Annotated in this window: 25 protein-coding genes; 16 read left to right on the plus strand and 9 right to left on the minus strand. The window is 50.6% G+C overall.

Features of this window, described 5'->3' with window-relative positions:
* Positions 1-79: 79 nt before the first annotated feature.
* The 3 genes from M0R33_RS16140 to M0R33_RS16150 form a co-directional block, all read right to left on the minus strand.
* Positions 80-1,627, minus strand: a complete 1,548-nt coding sequence (locus M0R33_RS16140; RefSeq protein WP_292571473.1) for an efflux RND transporter periplasmic adaptor subunit — start codon at positions 1,625-1,627, stop codon at positions 80-82.
* Positions 1,624-2,985 (minus strand): TolC family protein, encoded by a 1,362-nt coding sequence (locus M0R33_RS16145; protein WP_292571476.1) that lies wholly within the window; start codon positions 2,983-2,985, stop codon positions 1,624-1,626. Before M0R33_RS16145 ends, M0R33_RS16140 begins: the two co-directional genes overlap by 4 nt.
* Before the next feature lie 91 nt (positions 2,986-3,076).
* On the minus strand, positions 3,077-3,532 hold the full coding sequence (locus M0R33_RS16150; protein WP_292571479.1) for a hypothetical protein: 456 nt from the start codon (positions 3,530-3,532) through the stop codon (positions 3,077-3,079).
* Positions 3,533-3,791: 259 nt separating this feature from the next.
* Here M0R33_RS16150 and M0R33_RS16155 point away from each other — a divergent pair, with 259 nt between their 5' ends.
* Positions 3,792-4,055 (plus strand): HU family DNA-binding protein, encoded by a 264-nt coding sequence (locus M0R33_RS16155; RefSeq protein ID WP_292571483.1) that lies wholly within the window; start codon positions 3,792-3,794, stop codon positions 4,053-4,055.
* A 35-nt stretch (positions 4,056-4,090) separates the two neighbouring features.
* Here the strand turns inward: M0R33_RS16155 and M0R33_RS16160 are convergent, their stop codons facing one another.
* Entirely contained in the window at positions 4,091-5,461 is a 1,371-nt protein-coding gene (locus tag M0R33_RS16160; protein WP_292571487.1) for an SEC-C metal-binding domain-containing protein, read from the minus strand.
* A 191-nt stretch (positions 5,462-5,652) separates the two neighbouring features.
* Between M0R33_RS16160 and M0R33_RS16165 the strand changes: the two genes are divergently transcribed.
* From M0R33_RS16165 to M0R33_RS16175, 3 genes are all read left to right on the plus strand, one after another.
* Positions 5,653-6,621, plus strand: a complete 969-nt coding sequence (locus M0R33_RS16165; RefSeq protein WP_292571490.1) for a DNA-binding protein — start codon at positions 5,653-5,655, stop codon at positions 6,619-6,621.
* Between the two features lie 761 nt (positions 6,622-7,382).
* The gene (locus tag M0R33_RS16170) at positions 7,383-8,000 is read left to right on the plus strand and encodes a recombinase family protein (protein WP_292571493.1); all 618 of its coding nucleotides are present in this window, start codon (positions 7,383-7,385) and stop codon (positions 7,998-8,000) included.
* Between the two features lie 147 nt (positions 8,001-8,147).
* Positions 8,148-8,330 (plus strand): hypothetical protein, encoded by a 183-nt coding sequence (locus tag M0R33_RS16175; protein WP_292571497.1) that lies wholly within the window; start codon positions 8,148-8,150, stop codon positions 8,328-8,330.
* Positions 8,331-8,779: 449 nt separating this feature from the next.
* Here M0R33_RS16175 and M0R33_RS16180 read toward each other — a convergent pair whose 3' ends face one another.
* The 5 genes from M0R33_RS16180 to M0R33_RS16200 form a co-directional block, all read right to left on the minus strand.
* On the minus strand, positions 8,780-10,057 hold the full coding sequence (locus M0R33_RS16180; RefSeq protein WP_066986711.1) for an MFS transporter: 1,278 nt from the start codon (positions 10,055-10,057) through the stop codon (positions 8,780-8,782).
* A gap of 62 nt (positions 10,058-10,119) precedes the next feature.
* The gene (locus M0R33_RS16185) at positions 10,120-10,575 is read right to left on the minus strand and encodes a chromate resistance protein ChrB domain-containing protein (RefSeq protein WP_066986708.1); all 456 of its coding nucleotides are present in this window, start codon (positions 10,573-10,575) and stop codon (positions 10,120-10,122) included.
* Positions 10,576-10,585: 10 nt separating this feature from the next.
* Positions 10,586-11,497, minus strand: coding sequence for a DUF1259 domain-containing protein (locus tag M0R33_RS16190; RefSeq protein WP_066986704.1), 912 nt, complete (start codon positions 11,495-11,497; stop codon positions 10,586-10,588).
* Positions 11,494-12,885: a chromate efflux transporter gene (gene chrA / locus M0R33_RS16195; protein WP_066986702.1), complete on the minus strand. Its 1,392-nt coding sequence runs from the start codon at positions 12,883-12,885 to the stop codon at positions 11,494-11,496. The genes M0R33_RS16190 and chrA overlap by 4 nt, the downstream gene beginning before the upstream one ends.
* Complete coding sequence (locus M0R33_RS16200) at positions 12,882-13,823, minus strand: chromate resistance protein ChrB domain-containing protein (RefSeq protein ID WP_066986699.1); 942 nt, start codon at positions 13,821-13,823, stop codon at positions 12,882-12,884. The genes chrA and M0R33_RS16200 overlap by 4 nt, the downstream gene beginning before the upstream one ends.
* 169 nt (positions 13,824-13,992) lie before the next feature.
* Here M0R33_RS16200 and M0R33_RS16205 point away from each other — a divergent pair, with 169 nt between their 5' ends.
* From M0R33_RS16205 to M0R33_RS16260, 12 genes are all read left to right on the plus strand, one after another.
* A complete protein-coding gene (locus tag M0R33_RS16205; RefSeq protein WP_066986696.1) occupies positions 13,993-14,694 on the plus strand; it encodes a HupE/UreJ family protein in 702 nt (233 codons plus the stop codon).
* 4 nt (positions 14,695-14,698) lie between these two features.
* Complete coding sequence (locus M0R33_RS16210; RefSeq protein WP_066986693.1) at positions 14,699-15,283, plus strand: hypothetical protein; 585 nt, start codon at positions 14,699-14,701, stop codon at positions 15,281-15,283.
* A gap of 159 nt (positions 15,284-15,442) precedes the next feature.
* Positions 15,443-15,850 (plus strand): MerR family DNA-binding protein, encoded by a 408-nt coding sequence (locus M0R33_RS16215; protein ID WP_066986690.1) that lies wholly within the window; start codon positions 15,443-15,445, stop codon positions 15,848-15,850.
* An 87-nt stretch (positions 15,851-15,937) separates the two neighbouring features.
* The gene (locus M0R33_RS24460; RefSeq protein WP_331725255.1) at positions 15,938-16,645 is read left to right on the plus strand and encodes a MerT/CopZ fusion-like heavy metal transport selenoprotein; all 708 of its coding nucleotides are present in this window, start codon (positions 15,938-15,940) and stop codon (positions 16,643-16,645) included.
* Between the two features lie 16 nt (positions 16,646-16,661).
* Entirely contained in the window at positions 16,662-17,099 is a 438-nt protein-coding gene (locus M0R33_RS24465) for a hypothetical protein (RefSeq protein WP_366044079.1), read from the plus strand.
* Positions 17,100-17,249: 150 nt separating this feature from the next.
* Entirely contained in the window at positions 17,250-17,621 is a 372-nt protein-coding gene (locus tag M0R33_RS16230) for a hypothetical protein (protein WP_066986682.1), read from the plus strand.
* A 139-nt stretch (positions 17,622-17,760) separates the two neighbouring features.
* Positions 17,761-19,050: a TolC family protein gene (locus M0R33_RS16235; RefSeq protein WP_066986679.1), complete on the plus strand. Its 1,290-nt coding sequence runs from the start codon at positions 17,761-17,763 to the stop codon at positions 19,048-19,050.
* Positions 19,043-20,494, plus strand: a complete 1,452-nt coding sequence (locus M0R33_RS16240; RefSeq protein ID WP_198159403.1) for an efflux RND transporter periplasmic adaptor subunit — start codon at positions 19,043-19,045, stop codon at positions 20,492-20,494. The genes M0R33_RS16235 and M0R33_RS16240 overlap by 8 nt, the downstream gene beginning before the upstream one ends.
* Complete coding sequence (locus tag M0R33_RS16245) at positions 20,487-23,639, plus strand: CusA/CzcA family heavy metal efflux RND transporter (RefSeq protein ID WP_066986875.1); 3,153 nt, start codon at positions 20,487-20,489, stop codon at positions 23,637-23,639. Before M0R33_RS16240 ends, M0R33_RS16245 begins: the two co-directional genes overlap by 8 nt.
* A 146-nt stretch (positions 23,640-23,785) precedes the next feature.
* A complete protein-coding gene (locus M0R33_RS16250; RefSeq protein ID WP_066986675.1) occupies positions 23,786-24,124 on the plus strand; it encodes a hypothetical protein in 339 nt (112 codons plus the stop codon).
* A gap of 62 nt (positions 24,125-24,186) precedes the next feature.
* Positions 24,187-24,537, plus strand: coding sequence for a hypothetical protein (locus tag M0R33_RS16255; protein ID WP_066986672.1), 351 nt, complete (start codon positions 24,187-24,189; stop codon positions 24,535-24,537).
* A gap of 29 nt (positions 24,538-24,566) precedes the next feature.
* Complete coding sequence (locus M0R33_RS16260) at positions 24,567-25,883, plus strand: HD-GYP domain-containing protein (RefSeq protein WP_066986670.1); 1,317 nt, start codon at positions 24,567-24,569, stop codon at positions 25,881-25,883.
* The last annotated feature ends 99 nt before the right edge of the window (positions 25,884-25,982 follow it).

The following is a 25,982-nucleotide window of genomic DNA, read 5'->3' on the forward strand; positions in this document are numbered from 1 at the left end:
CAATAGAGTTGAGAGCGCTTCACGAGCACGCAACGCAGATAATATTAAGCTTTTATAACGGCTGAGATTTGCTGCTACATCAGTGTTCATGAGAAGCTCCTGCCTTGCCTTGCTCGGATTTAATGACGAAGCTGCCGTTAACCGCGTATTCCGTGCCCGGCATCAGTCCGGCTACGATTTCGGTGACTTTGCCATCGGACAAGCCGGTCGTAACCGGTTGGGCAATAAAGCCACCCGGCACGCGAATAAAGACCGTCGCTTGGTTTTTCACCATCTGAATGGCATCGCTGGCGACTGCGACCGGAACGACGCTTTCCTTTGCAGGCAGATCGACGGTGATAAACAAGCCGGGCCGCCAGGCCATCTGCGGGTTGTCGAGCGTGACCCGTGCCGTGGCGGTGCGGGTTTGTTCTCCCATTAGTGCGCCCACGTAGGACAAGGTGCCGGTAGCCGAAGAGTCGAATGCCGTGGCTTTAATGATGACCCGCTTGCCTACCTGGACCACATTCAAATCCTTCGCCGAGACATTGATTTCCGCCCATACCGAGGACAGATCGGTAATCGTAAAGATACTGGCGTCTTCCTTGACCGCTTCGCCCTGGGCAATGTGCTTTTCGACCACCATGCCGTCGAACGGTGCGCGAATTTCATAACGATTGAGGGCGCCGCTATTAGCCGATACTGTAGGGCTTGCGCCGAGTGCGATCAGTTTTTGCTGGGCATTATGAACGGCAATTTCCATTTCCCGCATCACCTGCTGGGCTTGTAAATAATCCTGCTCCGCCGAGATTTTGTCTTCCCATAAATGCTTTTCCCGCGCGAAAGTGGCACGGGCCAGTTCCAGACGTTGTTGCGCCGACAACAACTCGCTACGCTGTTCCGATAACGCCGTACTGGCAATCACTGCAATCACTTGACCTTTTTTCACGGCTTGGCCGAGATTGGCGGAAACGCTTTCGACGACACCGGCCAGACGCGGCACCACATGCGAGGTTTTATCTTCATTGAAGCGAATTTCACCGGGTAGCGTAACAACGCTGACAATGTGGGCCGGGCGGGCGGTTTGCAGCGAGATACCGGTTTCAGCGATTTGCTGATCGCTCAAGGCCACTTTGCCTTCTTCTTTACTGAAAGCGAATTGAACCGTTTGACCATCATGTCTGGCCGTCACGTTCGCTTCGAAGACATGCGGCTCTTCAATCGCCTGGATGCTTTGCCAATACGTCTTTTTCGGTTCGAATTCGATCTGCTGTTGTTCACCGCTCGGGCGTGTCAGCCGCATGGTGAGCTGCACAGCCGTGGGTTGTAGCGGTTTATCCTGATCAAACGCATAAACCTGGAAGCGTGGTTCGCCGCCTTCTTCACTGAGCACGATTTCCAGCTTGAAATCACCGTCGCTGTAAACAGCGCCGCCGTGCGGCCCTTGATCCTGTTGGGCTGCATCGGCGTGTTCATGATCCTCATCGCTGTCTGCATCATGGGGCTTTGCGGCTGCATGGCTTTCTTCGCCGTGTTCCTCGCCTTCCGGCATCGACTTATCGATGTTCAGAATGAATAGGCTGAGCAGGAGACCGACAGCAATAATCGCGGCAATAGCGGTCCATTGTTTTTTGTTAATCGTGTTCATCGTGATACCTCGGGTTGGCTATTCGCCGCTGTCTCGTTCATGCCGCTGCCAACCAGACGTTCTACGTCAGCCACGGACTTGTGATAATTGGCCAAGGCCACTAAATACTGATTTTTGGCGCCAAACAGGGTGCGCTGTGCATCCAACACATCCAGAAAACCGAACTTGCCCAAACGATAACCTTCGCGGGCCGCGTCGTAGGCACTTTGCGCACCGGGCAGAATTTCTTGCCGTAAGGTCATGATTTCGGAATGGGCGATATCCAAAGCCTGATAGGCAGTGTTCAATGCCGTGGCGATGCGTACTTCGGTGTTACGCATGTCCTGTTCCGCTTTGCTCAACCGATGCTCGGCTTCCTGAATGCGGCCTTGATTGCGATCAAACACCGGCAAGGGCACCGAGAAACCCACCACTAAAGCGTAATCATTGGGCATCAGATATTTACTGGCGCCGACGGTCGCGGTCACATCCGGGATGGCCTTGGACTTTTCCATGGCGATGAGGGCCTGACGTTGGGTGATTTCAGTGGCCCAGCGGGCTAAATCAGGATTTTTAGACAGGCGTTGCGCCAATGAGTCCAGGGAAGCCGGTACCTGGATGTTTTCCAAATTACCGCTCACCGCCTCAAACCGCGGTGCCGTACTGCCCCAGCCAGCGGCTAAACGCTTGCGAGCGGCTTCCAGTTCCTTCTGAGCACGCATCAGCTCAATTTGCACCGAGGCACGCGCGACTTTGGCCTTGGTTTCTTCGACGGGCGATACTTTGCCGGCCTGTACCCGTGCAGCCGTCGTCACCGCCGTCTGATTCGCCAATTCATGCGTTTGTTGGGTTAGTGCCAACTGTTGCTGGGCGGCCAACACGTCAATAAAGGCTTGAGTCACTTGGGTAAGCACATCGGCACGTTTGGCTTCGTAGTCCCAATCGGCGAGCTGCTTGGTCAGCGCGGCGGCTTCGATGCGTGCGGTACGCTTACCACCCAACTCGATCAATTGACTGAGTTCCAAGGTAACTGAATCGCCATCGAAGCCCTGAAGAACCCGATTACCGAAGTTCGAAGCATTGGCGTTGAAAGTGGGGTTAGGGAGTAATCCGGCTTGTAAGGTGGAGGCTTCCTGAGCCCGGCTCTCCCAGGAATAGGCGGACAGTTCCGGGTTTTGGGTTAACGCTAAAGCCAGGGCTTGAGATAAGACCAAGAAGCCGGTCGGTTCCTCGACGATTGGCAGACTGGAATCACTCGGAACCTGATGGTCTGGTTGGGCCGGGGGCAGCGTGCCGTCTGTCGGGCTGGCATCTACCGGACCGGCAATGATGAAACAACACAATGCGATGCCAAATGACCGCATATAATTCGAGAACATGGAAAACTTCTCCGTAGCATAGAGGTAACGTCAGCAAAAAACACAGGTAAATCTGCGTCTTTGGCTGGTAGGTTGCAGCTAGGAGATGGGGCTAAATCAGTAAAACGATACTGCGCAAAGCGAGCAGTCGGGGATCGGTGAACGGTGGATCGAAAAATGCCGATTGCCGAATAAAAGGTCGGTCATGAAGCGACAACAGCGACAATAGGAAAAATATCGACAATAGCCCGCTATCAAGCGCTATTTTTACAAAATCCGTTAACGACAATGGGATGTGATCATCGCCATCCAGAGCGATGTCGGTGCATGGGGCGTTACAAGGTGCATCGTCGTCGGTGAAATGAACACCGGCTGTATCGCTGAAATGGTCGATTTTGTCCGGACCAATGCCATGATCATACCCGACGTGCTCCACAGCGACATGGCCATCCTCCCCAAAACACAGAACAAAGGCCGACGCATCGCGATGACCCAGGCCAAAATGACCAAGGATAGCGAGGATCAGCGCAATAGAGAGCCAGTTTTTGGAGTGTCGTAAGGTATTCATCTTTGATGAATCTAGCACACGAAGAGCGAAACACCCAGTTTTTTGCCGATGTACATCTACGCGGCTGAATTAGTAATCTGACTTTTTGGACTTCGAAATGGCTGCAAAAGGCCGCCAGTAGTGATTCGTGGTGCATGAAAATAGTCATTCCGAACCGTCGGCTTTCAGAAGAGTCCAGTATCGGCAAAGGCCGAGTAGGTAACATGCGCTTTTCCGATTTGTATCCCCCCCCCCGCCACTGGACTTTCGACAGATTAAAATGGCGGCTGGTGACGCGACTGCTTGTCTTACCCCTATCATTGATGTTTTGATTAACGCTGTCGCCACTGGCGAACGAATTGAAATTCGCGGATTTGGTGGTTTTTCAACGATTCCCCGTAAAGCACGTATCGGCAGGAATCCCAAGACCGGGGAGTCTGTCAGTCTACCGAGTCGGCACACCGTTCATTTTAAACCGGGCCTTGATTTGCGCAACCGGGTCAATGCTTCGAAACTGGCGTTCCCCACCATTAAAGGCCTGTAACCCTGTCCTGGGATCAGATTAACCATCCCCGGTACTTACGGTGCGATCCCTACTGACTGCCAAAGAAACTCATAGGAAACCGGAGGGCGATGTTGCGCTTTGGCTTGCTGGGCTTCGCCATGTTCGTAGGTGTGCAGCAAGAATTTGACTTGTTCCAATCCTTCCGGGGTTCTGATGGCCTCGCGCGGCGTTTGATTGTTCAATATCGGTAATGGCTTGTCAGCCCAGTCAGCGTAAAGCTGCCGAATTCTTTTCTCTATGAGCTCGCCTATTATCTCGGGTGGCAGGGGTATCGGTTCCGACCTTTCCGGGATGTCATGAGGCTGCATATTTGCCAGCATGCCTTTGGGGGCGGCCAGTTCCCGGCTGATAAAGGCCACCGTAGTGCCTGAAACCGCTTCGAACCAAGGTCTGCCTTCGTCCGCATACTGTTGAGTATGATAGGACACTTTGATTCGATCCTGGCGTTTGCCGGGATGAATACTGAGACTTCGCCGTGTCAGCCCATCTTCGCCTACAAATATACGGCTCCAACCTGCATCACGATTGCCTTCGATATCAGCTGCACTGGTCAAGGCCTGGTCCAATGCGTCCCAGTCCAGAACCCCGTAATGATCTGTCACGAACAGCAGCGATTCACCCGTGACATGATCAACCACTGGCGGCATTTCAAAGGCCCTGACAAATAACTGGAGCCAGTGAAACGGAATGATGGCACCAGTGATTTCCTTGGCGAGAGCAGAATCCGGATCGACGCCCTCTAATTCGTCTTTGAGTTCTTCCAACAAATCCCAGCTTTGTTGGCGGGGGAAGGAGTAAACGGCGCCGGACAGTTCAAAATGAGCGTCAACCGGCACGATGCGTGCCGCGATCAGATCGTACCGGTTGGCTTGTTGTGAGCCCGATTTTTCCTGGACGAGAACGGGCGGGTGTTCGGGTAGCATCACATCCCTTAATGTCAGGCATTTGCCGGGCACCACCGCCACAATTTCGTAAAGCCTGAGGGGTAGGGCCGTGAGACGCTCAAGCCATTGTCGCTGTTCAGCAGACAATAGCGGACCCCCTTTTCCCAGTAACAAATCCGCAACACGATAGTCCTGGTCTTTGAGGGTCAGCATGCCATCTGCCAGCAGCCATTCCATGGCATTGATCATAATGCCGGCATACGAGTCCTCGGGTAGGTCCTGAAGCCCGGCATATTCATCGTCGTCGAGTCCCCCAAAAAACCCTTCATCAATCTCGGCACGGGCCGGCTGCTCATACTTCGTGAACAGCCACTGGATGGCTTTCGGGACGGCTTCAGCCCGATCATGCGCAATCTGGGCGTCTGCTGTCTTCAAGCAGCACTGCTTATATTTTTTACCGCTGCCACAAGGGCAGGGATCGTTTCGGCCTAGTTTTTTCATATCAGGGCGACTTTAAGCCAACCCCAGGATTATTGCATTGAAATTTTTGCCGCACAGCCCGGCAACCCGACACGACTTTCTTCCTTTCCAATTACTTTCTTTATCGTTATTTTCTTTCGTTTTATGTTTCTTACTTTAATTATTACTTTCTTTGTTTCTTAATTACTTTGTTTCTTGATTTGTGCTAGACTATGTACACAGTCAAATTGATGGGGGCCGTCATGAAAGAAGAGCTTGATTCCGCAGTGGGTCGTCCCGCCGATATAACCGATGAGCGCATTATTGAAGCCGGCGAGGCATTGGTGAGGGCCAATCGGAATGTAACGGGCTTTGCCTTGCGCAAAATCACCGGCGGTGGCGATCCCAAAAGACTTAAAGAAGTGTGGGATAAGCACAATGTCAGTCAGTCGGTGACCAATGCAGAGCCGGTAGCAGAGCTGCCCGTCGAGGTCGCTGAAACCTTGGCGGCCATGACCAAGGTCTTGGTGGACAAAATCAATACCTTGACCGTGGAGTTAAACGACAAAGCCGTCAAGACCCAAGAGCGCCGTGTGGCGGATGTCTTGCGGGCTGCGGGCGAACAGCAGGCCCAAGCGGAGCGCGAACTTGCCGATGCTTCGCAAGCTGTCGATGAGTTAGAGGCTATGCTGGCAGAAGAACGGTCCAGGGTAGGGGAGTTGGAAAAACGTCTGGCCGAAGTGTTAGCGACTGATCAAGCTAAAGCGGTTGAACTGGCTACCTTACGCGAACGGCTAGAGGCGGTCGAAAAAAACGCGAAGGTAGCGGGCGAGCAGCATGTTGCCGAACAAGCACAATTCCGGCAAGCATTGGCGGATCAAAAGCGGGCGGCACAAGAATTGGCGGTAGAACGGGATAAAGTGAAAACGGAACTGACCAAAGTACAGACCAAGGCGGAAGCCGCTGAAGAGTCCCATAAGGAAGAGAGAAAAAGGGCTGCCACGGAGCTACAGCGAGTCGCCGATAAGCTTATAAAGCTTGAAGCGGAAAGAGATGGCGCCAAAGGGGAGGCGGGTAAAACCCGAGAAGAGCTTGCCAAGCTAACCGGCCAATTGGAAGCCATGAAAATCCAGGCCGCTCAGTTGATGCAGGCCATTGGAAACCAACAACCGGAAAAAACCGAAAAACCGAAAAAGGTATAAGGCATTTTGCGGCTAGAGCAATGAGCTTGGGGTGGTCGCGTTGGGGGGGGGGCTTGATGCTTGAGGCCGGCTTCTGAAAATGACACACCTATATTAATGGTACGGATGCCAATGTCAGAAGACGACTGCACCATCTTATTGGGCTAGAACCACTTGGTGAAGTCAACTATTGAGCAAAAAAATATCAATAGACATCTGCACAGTGCGTCATTTTGCTCAGCACTTCTCTTCATAAGAATATGGTTTGGGGCGCTAAATTGCTTTTTGGCGCTGTCCGACGAACCTAGAGAGGGGGGTTCTTAATGTGTGCAGTCAACTTCTGATATTCGTGCAGTCGTCTTTTGACATTTATGTCCAAAATCGACCGGTTTCGGACAGGGCTTAAAAAATATGTACTAAAGTAGTGTCACTTTTCAAAGCTGCAGTCAGCGGATGGTCAAAGTTGATGTCAGCAGATTAATCAACAATAAGTAATTCTGTCAGTTGCGACATGCCGGCTTATTTTTTAGTTATTTTTGTTTTAAGGTCGAACCCTGTGTTCGCAGTCTCCCCCCGAAAGATTTCTAGCCAACCCACCTATATTGAAAGGTATCTTAAGTAATGAAGTTGGCTTCTGATATTGTTGCAGTCGTCTTCTGACAGCGGTAGTAGCCAAAATAGATAGCCAAGTAGGTGATGGCCAAATTACATTGCGGTTCTAATTATTGGCCATATGATTTATACTGGGCTAAATTAAGTATACCCATTTTGGCCGCCCAACCATGAAAGTTGCTCGTATCTACCTTCGTGTCAGTACCGAAGAACAAGACCTTACCCGTCAAACTGAAATCGTCCATACTGCTCGGGCGGAAGGGTATTACATCGCCGGCATCTACCGTGAAAAGGCTTCGGGTGCTCGTGCTGATCGACCCGAGCTACTTCGAATGATTGCAGACTTACAATCAGGCGAAGTCGTCGTTGCCGAGAAAATTGATCGTATCAGCCGGCTTCCCTTGACCGAAGCCGAACAACTAGTCGGATCAATCCGGGCCAAGGGAGCAAGACTGGCTGTGCCGGGCCTAGTCGATTTATCCGATTTTGCGGCTGAGGCCGATGGTGTGGCCAAGATCGTTTTGGAGTCGGTGCAGGAATTATTACTTAAACTTGCCCTGCAAATGACACGTGATGACTATGAGACTCGCCGAGAGCGACAGCGCCAAGGTGTTCAGCTTGCCAAGATCGCCGGTAAGTATGCGGGTCGCATCCCTGATACCACGACACATCAGCGTATCGTTGCGCTGCGTGGAGCAGGACATACTATCAAACGGACCGCTGAGCTGGCCGGATGTAGCCAAAGCCAGGTCAAGCGCATATGGGCAGAGCATAAGGGCAGTCACTGAATTATAATCCTGATCAATTGGTCTGCTTTCATGCCCCTGCAAGGCAAGGGTTGCTTTGCGGAAATTGGCGACTGGCAATCCAGAAGTATGACGAAGCGGCACTGGACTGCGCATTGACAACCCAGATATTGATAGAGGTGATCTGCAATGAAAAAAGAATACCGTAGCCGTTTGATGGCCTCCGTACATGAAACCGCCGAAGGTTTGCATGAGGCTGGCGTCATGGATAAGCGTACCATGCGCAAATTCGACGAACTGTGTCTAACGCCAATCAGAGGGTGTCAGATTGGAGCGCAAATCGACTTGGTGTCTGTACGAACGGAGAAATAGCGTCAGAGTTAGCTGGGTTCGTGCATTTCTTACCGATTCCGGCTCAACGTCTATTCGCACAACCGGACACCTCATCCCCTTGGCGGACGATTTTTTCCGAATTCTGGGGCGCCCTGCATATTCCACCCCAATCCAGCCACCGATTCCGATACGATTACGTCAGTAGTGAATGATAGCTTTTGAAAGTGGCGAAATGTCGCGATCGACCCCTTGCTGCCAGTCACCGATGTCAGTCAGCTATGTCCGCAATCCTTCATTTAGTCGCCATTCCCTATTCAAATCAAACGGCGTAGCGGCTGTATAAAGGTCCTGTTGCCCAACGGTGAAACGACAAAACCCAAAGCATGGTATAGAAGACCCCTCCGCTGCAATTGGCGTTGGCCCGTACCAAATGTCGCCCAAAGAAATGAGTTTCTTGGCCAACAGGCTGTCACGCAAAATTCAATTTGCTATCGGTGTACATGATCGTGGTTGGGTTTACGCGAAATGATCGCGAGCATGGCGATAACAGAACAAATCGCTCCGGCGATGGTAAAGGTCAACGGTGCTCCAAAACTGCTCACACCGTATCCGATGGCAGGATAAGTGATTAGCCAAAACATATGCGTCAGCGCGAAATGTGCGGCATAAGCCTTCCCTCGATCAGTTTTTTGTGTATGTTCGGCCAGTAAGGTTGAAGAAGACAATGCGATGAGCGCCTGCCCCACGCCATTCAACAGCCATAGCCCGACGAACAACAAGAATGGCGGCTGCTTCATACCCGGTAACAGTATCAACCCCAAGACCACGCCACCTGTCAGCAAAGCACGTTCAGTCCATTGATGGCGTCGACCATGCAGTTCAGAAGGTCCTTTAGCGCTTGACTCGTAACGCCCCGTAGCCCATCCCAAAAACAGCGCGGTGACCGTGGAACCAAGGCCCAACCCTGACATCGCCAACACAAATTCATTTTCACCCAGCATCAATACATCTTTGACATACACCACCGTCGCCACGATCGCCGCCGCCCCAGCAATCGCTTCAACCAAATTCAACAACAATGCCCGTCGCAAAACAGCCTGATGAAGCAATATCCGGGTGCCATAGGTCAATTCACCCAGAAAGGTTCTGAACGAAAACTGAATACTCGGTTTGGATACATGCGGCAACACGCTGGCGGTGACTAGAGCGGCAGAAGCTAAATAGGTGGCGGCATCAAACCAAAACAACCAGTTCAAGCCTAGTAGAGTAACCAGTAACCCAGCGACAGCAGGGCCTAAAACGGCTTCCATATCGACCGCTATCCGTGAAAGCGATAGCGCTTTGACATACTGATCGCTGCCAACCACTTCTGGAAGAGTGGAATCATAGGTAGGCGTGAAAAAAGCTGACGCAGCGTTAATCAAAAATATCATCAGATAGACTTGCCATACGCTGTGTACAAACGGAAATAACGCCATCAAAACGACGCGAACGAGGTCGGCTAAAATCAACAACAGTTTGCGGTTCGTGCGATCTGCCAGCACCCCTGCCGGCTGGGAAAACAGTAAAAACGCCAGGATGCGTAACATCAAGGCATTACCTATCACAGTCGCTGCCGAACTGCCGCCCACCAATTGATGGGCGAATAGTGCTAACCCAACCGTCGTGGCCCCGCTACCCGCGAGCGATATAAGCTGGGCGGAAAAGAGTAAGCTGAAATTTCGATTGCGAAAAAGTGATGGCGAAGACTGTGGCGGTTGACTCATGCTTTTCAGATAAATGGAGATGATTTCCTATGAACTGTCCAATCCTCCCTTTTACTATTCGTCTATGCGGAAGAAGGCGGCCAGTTATGTGTTTCGCTCTGGCAATGGCGACACCATGCAAAGAGTGCATCGTAAAGTACCAAACCTTGTTTGAGCATGTCGTGATCATTATTGAAAATGTGGGATAGGCCCAGCGATATAGCATATAGCCCTGACGATTCGGGTGTCAGATTCAGTCTCGATGTGTCTGCGCCTCGCACAATGCTTGCCAGCTGTTGTAAGGCAGGATCATCCAGTCCGTACCGACTCAAAAAGGCATCGAAACTGCATAGTTCCCCGACATGTGAAAGTTCGGCGCCAGGAATGTCATAAGGAATAGCGCCTGTTTCCTCTGCTACTCGAAATACCTGATCGGCAGTGACGTAAACAAATTCAGCATCTTTATCTATGAAGCGGGCAATTAGCCAAGGGCAGGCAATTCGATCAATTTTTGGCCGTTCACGGGTGATCCATTGCATGGGTATTTCCTCAAGTTTTCGATTGAGCATCTAGCGCGGCTTTAAAGGCTTTGGCCAGATCACTGGCTATGCCTTCACCCCAGTAGTGCAGAAAAACAATCCTCGGGGATTCGCCGACCATGTGATTGTGTATCGTGGTAATGGCGATACCCGCACCGCGCAAAGCTTTCAGTACACCTTGCAGTTTAGTTTCCAGCACAGCGAAATCGCCTTCGACAATGGCTTTGTCATTGCTGCCGGCAAATACCGCCCAAGTATTCACCCCCATGGTTTTGCCAACCGGATGACCATCCATTTGTGTGGTTCGACCGATGGTGACTTTATACACTTCACCAGTTTTCTCTACTGGCGCACCAATAATCGTTTCGATGGGTTTGGGATCAAGCGAGGTTTTACCGGCATCAAACGACTTAGGTTTTACATGGGTTTTAGCGCTGCTGGTTTCCTTGATTTTGGCAAACACCTTGCCGATACTGGTCGCCAGACTTTCTGCATCGCCGCTGCCGCCGATGTGCATGAACATCACTTTTGGCGTATCCCACAAGAAATGGTTATGCAGGGCAGTAACCTCAATGCCATTTTCCAATGCTGAGCTCATCACCGGATTAATCTGGTCTTCCTGCAACACCATATCCCCCATCACCATAGTTTTATCGCCTACTGGCGAAAAAGCAGCCCATGAGGTGAATCCGGTCGCCGCTGTCATTTTCACGCCTGCCACGGTGACAGCCAGATCACTGCGTGGCACGGTGACTTTGAACGCATTTTCGGCGGTATCGAGTTTGCCTTTGGCGCCAGTCAGTTGCTCTATCTTGGCGATATCCAGTACGCCAGTATGCTGAGTTGGCTCTTGAGCATAGGCTACGCCCAGTAGTGATGAAATTAACAGCGCTAAAATTTGAGATTGGCGAATTGTGTTCATACGGTAACTCCTTGCTGGGCAAGCCAGATTTTGATGAAACTAAACAACAGACCGGCACCGCCACAGGCAGCGATGACGGGGATAACACCTACTTTGTAACGAAACAATGACAAAAGAGCGCACAGGCTAATGAGTGCAGAAACCGTATCAAAATGTCCTGCAAAACCTTGTGGCCAGAACACATGCCAGGCGAAAAACACCGCCAGATTGAGAATCACACCGACGACGGCAGCGGTAATGCCGGTCAGAGGCGCAGTGAATTTCAGCTTGCCGTGAGTCGATTCCACCAATGGACCACCGGCCAAAATGAATATAAAACTGGGCAAAAAGGTAAAGTAGGTCACCACCGTTGCCGCAATGGCACCACCTAGAAATAGCTGATCGGGACCGAAGATTTCTTTTACCCAACCTGCGACGAAACCGACAAAGGTCACCACCATGATCAGCGGTCCCGGTGTGGTTTCGCCGAGAGCCAGACCATCAATCATTTGATGTGGCGTCAGCCATTGAAAATGTTCAACAGCCCCCTGATATACATAGGGTAAGACGGCATAGGCGCCACCAAAGGTGAGTAGCGCCGCTTTGGTGAAGAACCAGCCCATCTGCGTCAATGCACCGCCCCAACCATAGCGAGCGCAAAGAAAACCGATTACGCCGCCCCACAAAATCAGGCCAACCAGTATCACTTTTACCAAGCCCGCCCAGCTAAACAGTGCATGCGGTGGTGTTGGCGTATTGTCGTCAATCAATGCGGGATCGAAGCTTGTTTTAGCCGAGCCATGTCCGCCGCCAACAGTGAATTTCTGCGGAGCAAGCTTACCGCTAATAGCGCCGAGGATGGCGGCCGCCAACACGATCAGCGGAAAGGGTGTATCGAATAAAAAAATGGCCAAAAAAGCCAATCCCGCCATGGTCCACAGCACCCCATTCTTAAGTGCCCTTGATCCGATTCGATACGCAGCAAAAATCACAATGGCCGTCACCGCCGGTTTAATTCCGTACAGTACACCGGCAATCCCCGTGATATGACCAAAGGACAGATAAATCCAGCTCAAACCGATCAGAATCAATAATGATGGCAGCACAAACAAACCACCGGCAACAATGCCGCCCCAGCTGCGATGCATCAGCCAACCGATATAGGTGGCCAACTGCTGGGCTTCCGGTCCCGGCAGCAACATGCAGTAATTCAGCGCATGTAAGAATCGCTTTTCGGAAAGCCAACGGCGCTTTTCCACTAACTCCTGATGCATGATGGCGATTTGCCCGGCCGGGCCACCGAAACTGACGAAACCAAGCTTTAACCAAAAACGGAAGGCTTCCCAAAAGCCAACCGGATCGGGCTTGATCAATGTATTCGCAGATGATTGATTTTCAGATTGACTCATCGTGTGTTTATTCCTTTCTCAAACGTTACCAGCAAGCCGTCAAACACTGCACTGGCAGCCGCGAGCAGTTGATCATCATCGTTAATGGCATCGCGAAGTCCAGCCAACACACTTTCAATACCAACGGCTTCGGGTGGTTGCACACCGCCGACATCCAGAAAATGTACGAGCCCACCCAGCCGTTTGAGTGCAGGTTGTTCAAGATCGAAACTGGCTAATAACACTTCAAAGGTCACCCGGCCATCCACATGACTAAACGAGGCACCGTCAAAATCGAAACCGAGAGCATTAGCGGGGCAATCACTGGCAGACGCTAACCAAAGCAAATGCGCTTGAGGATCGATAAAGCGCCTAATCAACCAGGCACAAGCCAGTCTATCCACCCATGGTCGGCAGCGAGTCGCCCAAGTACGGCCTTGATAATCATTGATTGATAGGCGTGAGATTAAGCCTTCAATCGAATGTGGCTCATCCGGGGATAATATTCGAACAGTCGACAGTTCGAGTTCGCTCAGCGCACTCTCTGTTTGCCGTTGCGCTTCATCGGGAAAGAAGTCGATAGCAGACAGGTTGGCAAACACTTTGCGCAGCTTTCTGGTCTGCTTGATAAAGTCTTGAGCCGTATCAACAGACAGTTCGCCACGTTGCTTGACTATGTCTGCCAACAAAGCAGAATATTCATCACGACGGTCGAACAGGCTAATGAAATGGCTATCGGTCGGCTCATCAGTCCGCAAAACCAATGCGCTGCCGCCATTCTCACGAACTTCTACCGCGATGATTTCTAATGTTTCGCGGCAAGGATCGCGATCAGGCATTAGGTAGACGCCATCACGCAGCACTGCCGCACCGCAAGCTTTCAATGACCGCCAGATACGCATCCGTGCGGTTGCGTTCTCGGTGGGAAGACTAATTATAAGTAAATGCCAAATATTCATGTAGCAAATATTACTACCATGTAAAATACATTACAAATTAATAGGCGGGGATTTGCCACACAAATCCCATCACCAAGCTCGACATCCATTGCAACGAATTGAGGTAATCCAGCGTGTCGTTTACCATAGGCAATAAAGTGCTACTTTTCTCCCACTGAATATTTTAAATATGACACCACCAAGATCCCGTCTAGCCTGGCTTATAGGCTTACCGTTGTTCTTATGCTTTCTCAATTCCAGTGTCCTGGCTCATGGCGTTGATGCCAATACCGAACGTTTTTTACAGGTAAACCAGGGCATAGCCATCGGACCGTTTTTGTATATCGGCGCCAAACACATGGTCACCGGTTATGATCATCTGCTGTTTTTAGTCGGTGTAATTTTCTTTTTATTCCGCACCAAAGACGTGTTGGTGTATGTCAGCCTGTTTACCTTGGGACATAGCTTGACGCTGTTATTCGGCGTGTTAAGCAATATCGCAGTCAATCCGTTTCTGATCGATGCGATTATCGGACTGTCCATTGTCTACAAAGGCTTTGATAACCTGGGCGGTTTTCAGCGCTTGCTGGGCTTTCAACCCAATACCAAATGGGCAGTGATGATTTTTGGCTTGTTTCATGGTTTTGGCTTGGCGACCAAATTGCAGGATTTCTCCTTGCCTCAAGCAGAGCTATGGAAAAATTTATTGGCCTTTAATGTCGGCGTGGAGATAGGCCAATTTGTGGCTCTGTTGTTTATCTTGATCACTCTCGATTTTTGGCGTCGACACCGTAGTTACTATTCCTTTTCCACCGCTACCAACACCCTTTTAATGACCGGAGGACTGATTCTGTTCGGTTACCAAATGACCGGCTACATCATCAACGGATAACACCATGAATGACACCAAGCCTCCCGTTCAATCGTTAAAATCCCTAACTATCGCGTCCATTTTTGCAACGCTGCTGGCTGGTCTTATTCTCATTACCGCCATCCTGCCGGCTGAATACGGCATTGACCCGACCGGCTTCGGACGCATGACAGGCTTAACCGCGTTATCCACGCAAACAACAGCCACGAGTCAGTCGCTGACGATTGCCTGTCCGGCACAGAACACCGCTGAAAACTTGGCGCAAAATGGTCAACAACCACCCACGACCCAGTGGCAGGATACTGTCAAAATCGTGGTGCCCGCCGGCGAGGGGCTGGAATACAAATTCCATCTGATAAAAGGCGCTGCCCTGGAATATTCATGGGCTACCGACGGAGCAAGACTTTATTTTGATTTTCATGGCGAACCGCAAGGCGATAAGACCGGTTATTTTAAAAGCTACAAAGAAAGTACCGACAATCAGTCGAGCGGCTCTTTATCAGCACCATTCGAAGGCTCTCACGGCTGGTTTTGGGAAAACAAATCCAGCTCGCCAGTGACCGTTGTACTGAATACCAAGGGTTCTTATCGGATTTTGGGTTTAATGTAATGACGCATATCTACCTGGAGATGTCGTATGAAACCATTAAAAAAAATTGACAAGTTAGTAAAAAACGAGAGACACAAAAAGTGAAAAATCTGGACGCCTAATGTCTAGTAATTGGAAAATGCATGACAATAAAACTCCTTTGATTTAAGGCTCAATAAAATGCCGGCTTTAACCATAGGCAAACTTGCCAAACAAACCGGTGTCACTGTAGAAACCATTCGCCACTATCAACGCATCGGTTTATTGATGGAACCTGACAAACCTGATAGCGGTTATCGCTGTTATTCAGCTGATGCGGTTAGCCGAATCCGTTTTATCAAACGTGCGCAACAAGCTGGGTTTACCTTGAAAGAAATTGCCACCTTACTATCGCTTGACGGGGCGCACTGTGCCGATGTACGGCAACTCGCTGAGCAGAAATGCCAGCAGATCGATCAACAAATCAGGGACTTAACGGCTCTTCGGCAGATATTGGGAGTTATGGTCAACGACTGCCAGCAGACAGCGTCATCCGCTCATTGCGCTATTCTCGATGCCTTTAGCGAAGACACATCAACCCAGCCCTAATTTTTTATCTCGGACTTGACTCTGTTCTAAGCAACAGGGTTTAGACTCCTTGCCAATATTGAGCATGGTTTGGATTAGGAGATTACTATGAATACAGACCCTGAAACCCCCGCTAACACCCCGTCATGGTTAGGTATCGGAGCCCTATTGGCTGCTATAGGGGCTTCGGCATGCTGTGTCGGGCCATTTTTGCTGTTGTCGTTGGGTATTGGCGGCGCATGGATAAGCACGTTGACGACACTGGAACCGATCCGACCATTTTTCATCATCTTAACCCTGCTTTTTATAGGACTCGGGTATCGAAAACTCTATCTAACGCCTTACCGTTGCGAGGAAGGTGATATCTGTGCCACATCCGACATCCAAAACCGACAACGCCTAATTTTTTGGTTGGGTTCCGTATTCATTCTGCTACTGCTGGCCTTTCCCTGGGTAGCACCTTTTTTCATGGCTTGATCGGAGTCCGATATGACCATTAAAACCAGTTTGTTAATTTTGAGCTTGTCATCAAGCGCTCTATGGATGCCGGCAGCCTGTGCTGAAACAACTGTTGCACAGCCAAACCAACAGCAAACGGTGACGCTGAATATAGAAAACATGACCTGTACCCTATGTACAGTCACCATCAAAAAAGCCTTGCAGAAGGTCAAAGGCGTAAAAGAAGTGACTGTCGATTACGATGCCAAAACTGCGGTGGTCACGTTCGATGGCCTAAAAACCGATAGTACAGCATTGATCAAAGCCACCACGAATGCGGGATATCCGGGTTCCCTCGCTCCACCGGTTTCTCGATAAAGCTGAGGGTTGGTCTATGTCTGATTGCTGCTGCTCAAATACATCCACCAAAACCAAACAGATTTGTCCTGAATGTGGTTCGACTTGTAAAAGTGTCGGTATGCCTACGCTTTACCATCAGGTTAGGTTTCCAGAGAACCAGTCGCTTATCACTGATAGCTATTATTTTTGCCCGGCCAAACTATGCTCGGTTGGGTACTTTTCCAGTGCGGATAACACTATTCCAAAACAGCATTTACGAAGCTATCCAGCGATTCAAAATAACGCACTTTGTTACTGTTTTGATATTGATGCCGAGCGGTATTTATCAGCGCTCAACGATCACAGGGAAGAACCGATCATAAATTTCATCAAGCAACGCACCAAAGCGAACGAATGTGCGTGTGACATCAGAAACCCGTCGGGTCAATGCTGTTTAGCGAATTTTAAGAACATGAGCCAGGTAACAGCTTGACTAACAAATCCGACGCCTGGATCGCTTGTGGTTCGGTACATGAAACCAGGTTAATTGCATTGTATTTTTGGAGCAATAGGGCTACGATAAATAAGTAATGAAGATCCCTACACTTAAGTTTTAGACTTTTATCTGGTTAAACTGAATCACATGTTCAGCAATCGCATAGTATTGATGTTAACGCTCATTATGGCTCTCATGCCTATGGCGGTGACCTATGCGCATTACACGGATGTTGCCAGTCAAATTGCGGCGTTGCCTGTTTCTATGACGGTGGACCATGCAAATCAAAACACTCAATCAGAGCAGCAAGCTGCCGATCATTGCCAACCGCATTCGTCACATCCCGATAAACTACAGTCATCTGGCTGTGGCTTTCATGTTTGCGCCGACTGCGCAGTGATCTCGACTTTTCAATTCATTTCAACTCATAGCCCAAGTTTTTATAGTCTTTCAGAAAAACTGGAGCCACTCTCCCTGATTGCGCCTCCGGCTATCAGGCCACCCATCTCTCCCTTCTAAGCGTTTTAGGTCGATAGTGTCTTTCCCTAAAGACACCGCTCGACTATTCCAGGTAACTCAATTCTCGTCGGCTCGGTGATTTTTGCCGTGTCTATGCCCCAACTGGTTACCATGTGACAACAACGTTTCGAGAACAATCATGTCATCCGTATTGCAATTAACCCGTTATCTGTCGGTCGCTGCACTGGTGCTGGCTTGTGGCTTTGCCGTTGCCAATGAACAGTCGCTGTTAACCCTGGAGGCGGCCACGCAAAAAGTCACACAGGATAATCCTGATCTGGCGCAAATGCTGGCCCGTGCTCAAGCCATGGCGGCCATTCCCTCGCAAGAAGGCAGCCTGCCTGATCCGCAAATCAGTTTTAACGCCATGAGTCTGCCGGTGGATAACTTTAATACCCGGCAAGTCGATATGACGCAAATGAGTTTCGGCCTGTCTCAAGCCATTCCGTTCCCCGGCAAGTTGGCACTCAAGGAACAGGCGGCCAACTATGAAGCCGAAGCGGCCAATCTAAATGCTGATGAAGTACGTCTGCGACTAATAAGCGACGTCAAAACGTTGTGGTGGCAAGTGTTTTATCTAGATAGGGCGCTGGAGATTGTCGCTAGCAATCACAGCTTGTTACACCAGTTTGTCGATATCGCCCGCACTAAATATGAAGTGGGTGAGGGTTTACAGCAGGATGTATTGCTGGCTCAGCTGGAATTATCCAAATTGCTGGATCAAAAGATTGGATTAACCGGCTTACGCCGCAGCACGGTAGCCAGATTGAATGCCTTACTGGATCAGCCGGCCAATCATCCCGTGCAAGTTTCCGCCACCTTGCCTTTGCAGTTGCCGGAGATCAAAACGGAAAATCAGCTGTATCAACAAGCAGAAACCGCCAGACCGTTGTTGGCCAGCGAACGACAAGCCCTTAATGCCGCCCAGACCAGGCTGGATTTCGCCCATAAAGACCTCTTGCCCGATTTCAATATCGAAGCTGCTTATGGTGCGCGGTCAAACATGCCCGACGGCACTCGCCGCTCGGACTTATTGAGCCTGGGAGTAAGCATGAACGTACCGATCTTCGCCGGCAGCAAACAGGAAAAAGCCATCGATCAGCGTACTAGCGAACTGCTGCAACAGCGCTATACCTTGCAGGACAAATGGAATAATGTGCGGGCACAAATCAGCCAAACGCATAGCGATTATCAGCGCGCCCAACAACAGTTTGTGCTGTTCGATACCGGCATCATTCCCCAAGCGAGGCAAACCGTGGCCTCCATGCTGGCCGGTTATCAGGTCAACAAAGTCGATTTTCTGAACCTGGTGCGCAGCCAGATCACGCTATTCGAATACGAAACCCAATACTGGAAAGCCTTTACCGAAGCGCAGCAAGCGCTAGCGCAACTAAGCGCGGATGTAGGCGAGGATGCTATTTATGAATAAGCAACTGCTATTGACCGCAGCCGCTATGCTGACAATTGGCCTGATTGGCGGTTACTGGTTGGCAGACAAGCCACAGTCTGAAACTATTACCAAAACAGCCACCAAACAACCGCTGTATTATCGCAACCCCATGAATCCATCGGCTACCTCGCCCGTACCCGCCAAAGATGCCATGGGCATGGATTATGTAGCCGTTTACACCAACGATGACATTGACGGATCCACTGATAAAACGGTCGAACGCAAAATTCTGTTTTATCGCAACCCGATGAACCCTAGCGTGACCTCCCCGGTACCCGCCAAAGACAATATGGGTATGGATTATGTGCCGGTGTATGCCGACGCTAACGCCGCCTCCGGCGATCCGCTTGGCACGGTAAAAATCGATGCCGTGACGGAACAAAATATGGGCGTCCGTACAGCGATTGCCAAACAAACTCTGCTTTCACATGTGGTTCGGGCAGTAGGGCGCATCGCTTATGACGAAGAACGTATCGTGCGTCTGCACCCCAAAACCGAGGGCTGGATTGAAACACTCAGGGTGGATAAAACCGGCCAATGGGTAAAACAAAATGAAGACTTATTGAGCATTTATTCGCCGCAATTGGTGGCCAGTCAGCAGGAATACGTGCTGGCCCTGAATAACCTGAAAGTGTTGGAAAAAAGCCCCATCGAAGACATTCGTCGCGGCGCGGAAGACCTGGTGAAGAGTTCACGCGAGCGTTTAAAGTTATTAGATGTGCCCACGCACCAATTGCATGACCTGACTGAAACCCATCACATCAAAAAAAGTCTGCACATCCATACCCCGGCCAGCGGTATTGTCATCAATATCGGCGCCCGTGAGGGGCAATACGTCACTCCGGAAACCGAACTGTACATGATCGCGGACTTATCCAAGGTGTGGGCCTATGCCGATATTTATGAATACGAGCTGCCCTGGGTTAAAGAAGGTGATCCGGTGGAAATGCGTCTGGCAGGGGTACCGGGACGTACCTTCAAAGGTAAGTTGGCCTTCATTTATCCCTACGCCGAAGCCAAAACCCGCACTATTAAAGTACGGCTGACCTTTGATAATACCGGACTGCTATTAAAACCGGACATGTTCGCCGAAATCACCATTCATGCCGGCAAACAACTGGATGCAGTGGTAATCCCTGCTGAAGCGGTGATTCGTTCCGGAGCCCAGACTCAGGTGTTCGTGGTGCGAGGCGCAGGCAAATTTGAGCCGCGACTGGTCACCACCGGTCTGGCATCCGGTAGCGATATTGCCATCGTCGAGGGGCTGAATGCCGGTGAAGAAGTGGTCACATCCGCGCAATTTTTAATCGATTCCGAATCGAGATTGCATGAAGCCACCGCCAAGATGCGCGAACCTGAAGCCGTGTCAACACCGAATAGTGAGCCGTCCGTCAATGATCATGGAGATCATCAACATGACTGATTGGCTGATCAACAGTTCGTTAAAAGACCGCTTTATGGTGTTATTGGCTGCGGCTATCCTGGCCTTGGCCGGCCTGTGGTCATTTAAAAACATGCCGCTGGATGCGATACCGGATTTGTCGGATGTGCAGGTGATCGTCTTCACCGAATATGCCGACCAGTCACCCCAAGTGATTGAAGATCAGATCACCTATCCTTTAACCACCGCCATGCTGGCCGTGCCGCATGCCAAAGTGGTGCGCGGCTATTCCTTCTTCGGCTTGTCGTTTGTCTACATCATTTTTGAGGACGGCACCGATATGTACTGGGCCCGTTCGCGGGTACTGGAATATCTCAATTACGTCAAAGGCCGTTTACCGCAAGGCGTCACACCCACTTTAGGCCCGGACGCCACAGGGGTGGGCTGGATTTACGAATACGCCCTGGTGGACAAAACCGGCAAACACGACCTGGCCCAACTGCGTTCCATTCAGGATTGGTATTTACGCTATCCCTTACAGACGGTGCCTGGGGTGTCTGAAGTCGCCTCCGTCGGTGGCTATGTCAAACAATACCAGGTGGAAGTCGATCCGAATGTACTGCAGGCCTACCAGATTCCATTATCCACGGTCATCACTGCGATCAAGCGCTCCAATAACGACGTCGGCGGCCGTTTATTTGAAATGGCGGAGACCGAATACATGGTCAGAGGCTTGGGATACATCAAATCCATTGCCGACCTGAATACCATTCCGGTGGGTGTCGATGCCAATGGCACACCGATCCGTTTGCAGGATGTCGCCCATATCCAAATCGGCCCTGAATTACGCCGCGGCGTCACCGAGTTGAACGGCGAAGGTGAAGTCGCGGGCGGGGTGGTGATCATGCGCTTTGGTGAAAATGCCCTAGCCACCATCGAGGCCGTGCGCGAGAAACTCGAGCAACTCAAAAAGGGCTTGCCGGAAGGGGTGGACATCGTCACCGTGTATGATCGCGGCAGCTTAATCGAACGGGCCGTGGACACTCTGAACGAGGCCCTAATTGAGGAACTGATCATAGTCTGCAGTCTGGTAGCTTTGTTTTTACTGCATATACGTTCCTCGCTGGTAATTATCATCACCTTGCCGCTGGGCATACTGATGGCGTTTATCATCATGAAATGGCAAGGCCTGAATGCCAATATCATGTCACTGGGCGGCATTGCGCTGGCGATTGGCGACATGGTCGATGGCGCGGTAGTGATGGTGGAGAATGCCCACAAGCATCTGGCCGCCGCTGTTGCAAAGAAACAGGCCGAACTCACCGAAAAAGAACGCTGGCAAGTCATCGGTGCCTCCTGTCGGGAAGTGGGTAGCGGCTTATTTTTCTCACTGTTGGTGATTACCGTCTCCTTCCTGCCGATTATCACCATGCAGGCTCAGGAAGGCCGTCTGTTCAGTCCGCTGGCCTTTACCAAAACCTACGCCATGGCGGCAGCGGCGATCTTGACCGTCACCCTGGTGCCCGTATTAGTCGGATATTTTGTGCGCGGCAAAATCATTCCCGAGCAAAAGAACCCGATCAACCGCTTTTTGCATTTTATACACGCGCCGGTATTAAAGTCGGCGATGCGTTGGCGGCTGGTGACAGTCATCCTGGCGGCACTATTGATGGCGTCAACAATTTATCCGATTTCCAAAATCGGCAGTGAATTCATGCCGCCTTTGGATGAAGGCGATATTTTGTACATGCCGTCTACTTTTCCCGGCATTTCCATCACCAAAGCCAGGGAAGTGTTGCAGCAGACCGACAAGATTTTAAAAACCTTTCCCGAAGTGGAGCATGTATTCGGCAAGATCGGCCGGGCTGAGACCGCCACCGACTCGGCGCCGCTGATGATGGTGGAAACCACCGTCAAGCTCAAGCCGCAACAGCAATGGCCCGACCCGAGCAAAACCACCCGAGCGCTGATGGCCGAAATGGACAAAGCCATACATTTTCCGGGTTTAGCCAACGCCTGGACCATGCCGATCAAAACCCGTATCGACATGCTGTCGACCGGTATTAAAACCCCGGTCGGCATCAAGGTGTCAGGGCCAGACTTGAATGTTCTGCAAAAGCTATCGCTTGAGATTGAACGTGCGATGAAGACATTACCAGATACTTTGTCGGCCTACGGAGATCGGGCGGTCGGCGGCTATTTTCTGGATTTTGATATTAGCCGGGAAGCGGCGGCCCGTTACGGACTGACCACGGGTGATGTGCAAGATGTGATTCAAAGTGCGATTGGCGGCATGAACATCACCGAAACTGTGGAAGGGCTGGAGCGTTATCCGGTTAATTTACGTTATCCGCGTGATCTGCGCGACAACCTGGAAGCCTTGCGGCGGGTGCTAATTCCAACGCCCACCGGCAGTCAGATACCATTAACCCTGGTGGCTGACATTAATTTTACCCGCGGCGCTGATGTGATTAAAACCGAAGATGCCCGCCCCAATGCCTGGATTTATGTAGACATTAAAACCGCTGATATTGGCGGCTTTGTAGCCCAGGCGCAAAAAAACCTGGCCGAACAGGTCAAACTCCCACCCGGTTACACCGTAGCCTGGTCGGGTCAGTTCGAATATATGGAACGGGCGGCAAAACGCTTGAAAATGGTGGTACCTATCACTCTGCTGCTGATATTCATCCTGCTGTATTGCTCGTTCCGTAATATCACCGAGCCGGCTATCGTCATGCTCACCATCCCTTTCAGCCTGATCGGTGGCATCTGGCTGGTGTACTGGCTTGGATTTAATCTCTCAATTGGCGTCTATGTTGGTTTTATCGCCCTGGCGGGCACAGCCGCTGAAACCGGCGTCATGGTGTTGAGTTTTATCGATATTGAGATGGATAAACTGCGGGCACAAAAGCAAGCACCGCTCAGCGCTGCAGAAATCATAGCCACAGCCGAAGCCGCCACGGCCCTGCGGGTGCGACCGGTTGCAATAACCTCGCTGGCCAACATCATCGGCTTGATGCCCATCATGTGGGCTAGCGGTACTGGAGCGGATGTCACTCAACGCGTCGCCGCGCCTGCGATGGGTGGCATGTTGACGGTGTTGATATTGAGTCTGCTGGTGTTTCCGGTGGTATACAGCCTGGTGCTGCAATTTCAGGAAAGCCGCAAGTTGAGAGTGCCTAGTTAATCTTTGATGAACTCTCTGTATTGGCATACACACCGTTTCACTAACTTTTTATCATTTCAATTCTTACAAAGGAGTAAACCCGATAACACACCAATAATCTAAAAACCGATGTGATTAAACAATTGAATTAATTTGGAGAAACCCCCATGAAAACCAAAATCCTGATCCCCCTGTTATTAAGCCTGGGTCTATTGTATGGATGCGCCGAAACCAACCCGCATCCCATGGATATGAGCCAAGCCGTGGAAAACGCAAAAACCAAAGCTGATCACGAAGCGTTGGCGCAGCACTATGAGGCAGCCGCGAAAGACATGCAGTTGAAGGTCGATGAGCATAAGAAACTACTCAGCAAATATGAGTCACATTCTTATCTATATGGTAAGAAGGCGCAAGACTTAAAAGCCCATTGCCGAAACCTGATCACCATTTATCAAAATGGGGTGGATGCTAATATGAGTATGGCAAAAATGCATCGCGAGATGTAAGCGAGTTTGGGTCGCGAGGGGGCTTAAGGCTCCCTCACTACAGAAAATAAAGTGGGAAAATCATGACATCAAGACTGCTGAGCTTATGTTTGCTGACCAGCGTGTTGATTGCTTGCAATCCGGTACCGCCGCATCCCATGAACATGAGCCAAGCGTTAAAAAACGCCACAACCCGCGCTGACCACGAGGCCCTGGCGGCACATTACCAAGCAACGGCAGACAAACTGCAAGCGAAAGCCGATGAACATAGGGTTCTGCTAAGCGAATACGCCGCAGATTTCGGCTTAATGCCGGAGGATTTTCACGAAGATTTTAGAGGACATTGCCAATGGCTAATCGATGCCTATGAAAAGGCGGTCAAGATCAATTTGGATTTGGCCGATCAGCATCGCCACCTGTATCGCCATGAGTGATTCGGACGATTCCCTACGGAATTACGACAATGAATGCTAGGGCTGTTGCGATACCCACCTTATCGACCCGCCGGTTTATTCATCGCTTAATTTTGACTCGGCTGTTTTTGGGGTGGTTGTTACTGAGTTTGGTGATCGGCGGTGTTGTGCTATGGCTAGAGGTCAACCGCATTCAGCAGTTCGTGCACGAACTGGCCCTGAAAGAGTCGGCAAACTTTAGTGGAGAATCCGCCCATAATTTGCAAGGGCTGGATGCCAAAGCCCGGCAGCATCTTGAAAAGTTAGCGGAAAAATTGGTCAACCAACATTTTCTAGTGGTTGAACTGTATGACCTCAACAAACAACTTCAGCTCGAAACTGTCCGGCCCGGCCTGGAGCTTGTCGAACGCGACATTAATCGTTTTCGTCATCAATTTCCGCAGCAGGGTGCATTTTCGCATCAGTTTCATTTACTGCGTGGCGAATGGCTGCTGGTGATCCTGGTGCCATTATCCGATCCTCAGAATAGTTTGTGTGGCTATTTCGAAGGCATTTATCAGGTCGATCGGGACACCTTGAACTCAATCAAAACCGGCCTGCTGCGTAAACTGCTGTTTGCCGCCCTGGGCATCACCTTCACTGCACTGTTGATCTATCCAATTATCTTGATGCTTAATCGGGAATTGATCAGGCTGTCCGCCGATTTACTGAAGGGCAATCTCCAGCTCATGAATGTACTCGGCTGTGCAATTGCCGAACGTGACTCCGACACCAATAGCCACAACTATCGAGTCACCTTTTATGCCCTGCGTTTAGGCGAAGCCATCGGATTACCCCGAGCCAAACTACGTGATTTAATTACCGGCGCCTTTTTACATGATGTTGGCAAGATCGGCATCCGTGATCTGATTCTGCTTAAACCGGGCAAATTGTCGCCGGCAGAATTCGAAGTCATGAAGTCACATGTGGCACTGGGAGTAGACATCATCAATAAATCCAGTTGGCTAAAAGGCGCGCGCGACATTGTTGAATGTCATCATGAAAAATTCGACGGCAGTGGCTACGTGAAAGGTTTAACAGGCGAGGCAATTCCTTTGAATGCCAGGATATTCGCGATTGTGGATGTGTTCGATGCGCTGACGTCCAGCCGCCCGTATAAAGAGCCATGGCCTGTATCGGATGCCATAGCCACACTGGAACAGGAGAGCGGCAAGCACTTCGATCCACGCCTAGTCAGTGTGTTTACACCAATGGCACGCCGTCTGTATGACGAAATCAGCCGGATTGACGAGCAACGAATGGAGGTGATGCTACATCACCTGATTGCACCGTATTTTTTAAACACGGGCGTTGAAAGGAGTTCCTAAAATAATGGTACCTAAAAATTTCACAACAATTTTAAATCGAACCGGTATCGCTTAATCAGTGTGTAGTCTGGATGGGTGTTGGCTTCATACCATTTATGG

Origin of the sequence: Methylomonas sp. (assembly GCF_023228165.1) — a bacterium.
Classification (GTDB): Bacteria; Pseudomonadota; Gammaproteobacteria; order Methylococcales; family Methylomonadaceae; genus Methylomonas.

Bases quoted from the DNA above. Each gene is read 5' to 3' on its own strand.
- M0R33_RS16140 (WP_292571473.1), bottom strand. From the start codon at position 1,627: ATGAACACGATTAACAAAAAACAATGGACCGCTATTGCCGCGATTATT.
- M0R33_RS16145 (WP_292571476.1), bottom strand. From the start codon at position 2,985: ATGTTCTCGAATTATATGCGGTCATTTGGCATCGCATTGTGTTGTTTC.
- M0R33_RS16150 (WP_292571479.1), bottom strand. From the start codon at position 3,532: ATGAATACCTTACGACACTCCAAAAACTGGCTCTCTATTGCGCTGATC.
- M0R33_RS16155 (WP_292571483.1), top strand. From the start codon at position 3,792: ATGGCGGCTGGTGACGCGACTGCTTGTCTTACCCCTATCATTGATGTT.
- M0R33_RS16160 (WP_292571487.1), bottom strand. From the start codon at position 5,461: ATGAAAAAACTAGGCCGAAACGATCCCTGCCCTTGTGGCAGCGGTAAA.
- M0R33_RS16165 (WP_292571490.1), top strand. From the start codon at position 5,653: ATGTACACAGTCAAATTGATGGGGGCCGTCATGAAAGAAGAGCTTGAT.
- M0R33_RS16170 (WP_292571493.1), top strand. From the start codon at position 7,383: ATGAAAGTTGCTCGTATCTACCTTCGTGTCAGTACCGAAGAACAAGAC.
- M0R33_RS16175 (WP_292571497.1), top strand. From the start codon at position 8,148: ATGAAAAAAGAATACCGTAGCCGTTTGATGGCCTCCGTACATGAAACC.
- M0R33_RS16180 (WP_066986711.1), bottom strand. From the start codon at position 10,057: ATGAGTCAACCGCCACAGTCTTCGCCATCACTTTTTCGCAATCGAAAT.
- M0R33_RS16185 (WP_066986708.1), bottom strand. From the start codon at position 10,575: ATGCAATGGATCACCCGTGAACGGCCAAAAATTGATCGAATTGCCTGC.
- M0R33_RS16190 (WP_066986704.1), bottom strand. From the start codon at position 11,497: ATGAACACAATTCGCCAATCTCAAATTTTAGCGCTGTTAATTTCATCA.
- chrA (WP_066986702.1), bottom strand. From the start codon at position 12,885: ATGAGTCAATCTGAAAATCAATCATCTGCGAATACATTGATCAAGCCC.
- M0R33_RS16200 (WP_066986699.1), bottom strand. From the start codon at position 13,823: ATGAATATTTGGCATTTACTTATAATTAGTCTTCCCACCGAGAACGCA.
- M0R33_RS16205 (WP_066986696.1), top strand. From the start codon at position 13,993: ATGACACCACCAAGATCCCGTCTAGCCTGGCTTATAGGCTTACCGTTG.
- M0R33_RS16210 (WP_066986693.1), top strand. From the start codon at position 14,699: ATGAATGACACCAAGCCTCCCGTTCAATCGTTAAAATCCCTAACTATC.
- M0R33_RS16215 (WP_066986690.1), top strand. From the start codon at position 15,443: ATGCCGGCTTTAACCATAGGCAAACTTGCCAAACAAACCGGTGTCACT.
- M0R33_RS24465 (WP_366044079.1), top strand. From the start codon at position 16,662: ATGTCTGATTGCTGCTGCTCAAATACATCCACCAAAACCAAACAGATT.
- M0R33_RS16230 (WP_066986682.1), top strand. From the start codon at position 17,250: ATGTTCAGCAATCGCATAGTATTGATGTTAACGCTCATTATGGCTCTC.
- M0R33_RS16235 (WP_066986679.1), top strand. From the start codon at position 17,761: ATGTCATCCGTATTGCAATTAACCCGTTATCTGTCGGTCGCTGCACTG.
- M0R33_RS16240 (WP_198159403.1), top strand. From the start codon at position 19,043: ATGAATAAGCAACTGCTATTGACCGCAGCCGCTATGCTGACAATTGGC.
- M0R33_RS16245 (WP_066986875.1), top strand. From the start codon at position 20,487: ATGACTGATTGGCTGATCAACAGTTCGTTAAAAGACCGCTTTATGGTG.
- M0R33_RS16250 (WP_066986675.1), top strand. From the start codon at position 23,786: ATGAAAACCAAAATCCTGATCCCCCTGTTATTAAGCCTGGGTCTATTG.
- M0R33_RS16255 (WP_066986672.1), top strand. From the start codon at position 24,187: ATGACATCAAGACTGCTGAGCTTATGTTTGCTGACCAGCGTGTTGATT.
- M0R33_RS16260 (WP_066986670.1), top strand. From the start codon at position 24,567: ATGAATGCTAGGGCTGTTGCGATACCCACCTTATCGACCCGCCGGTTT.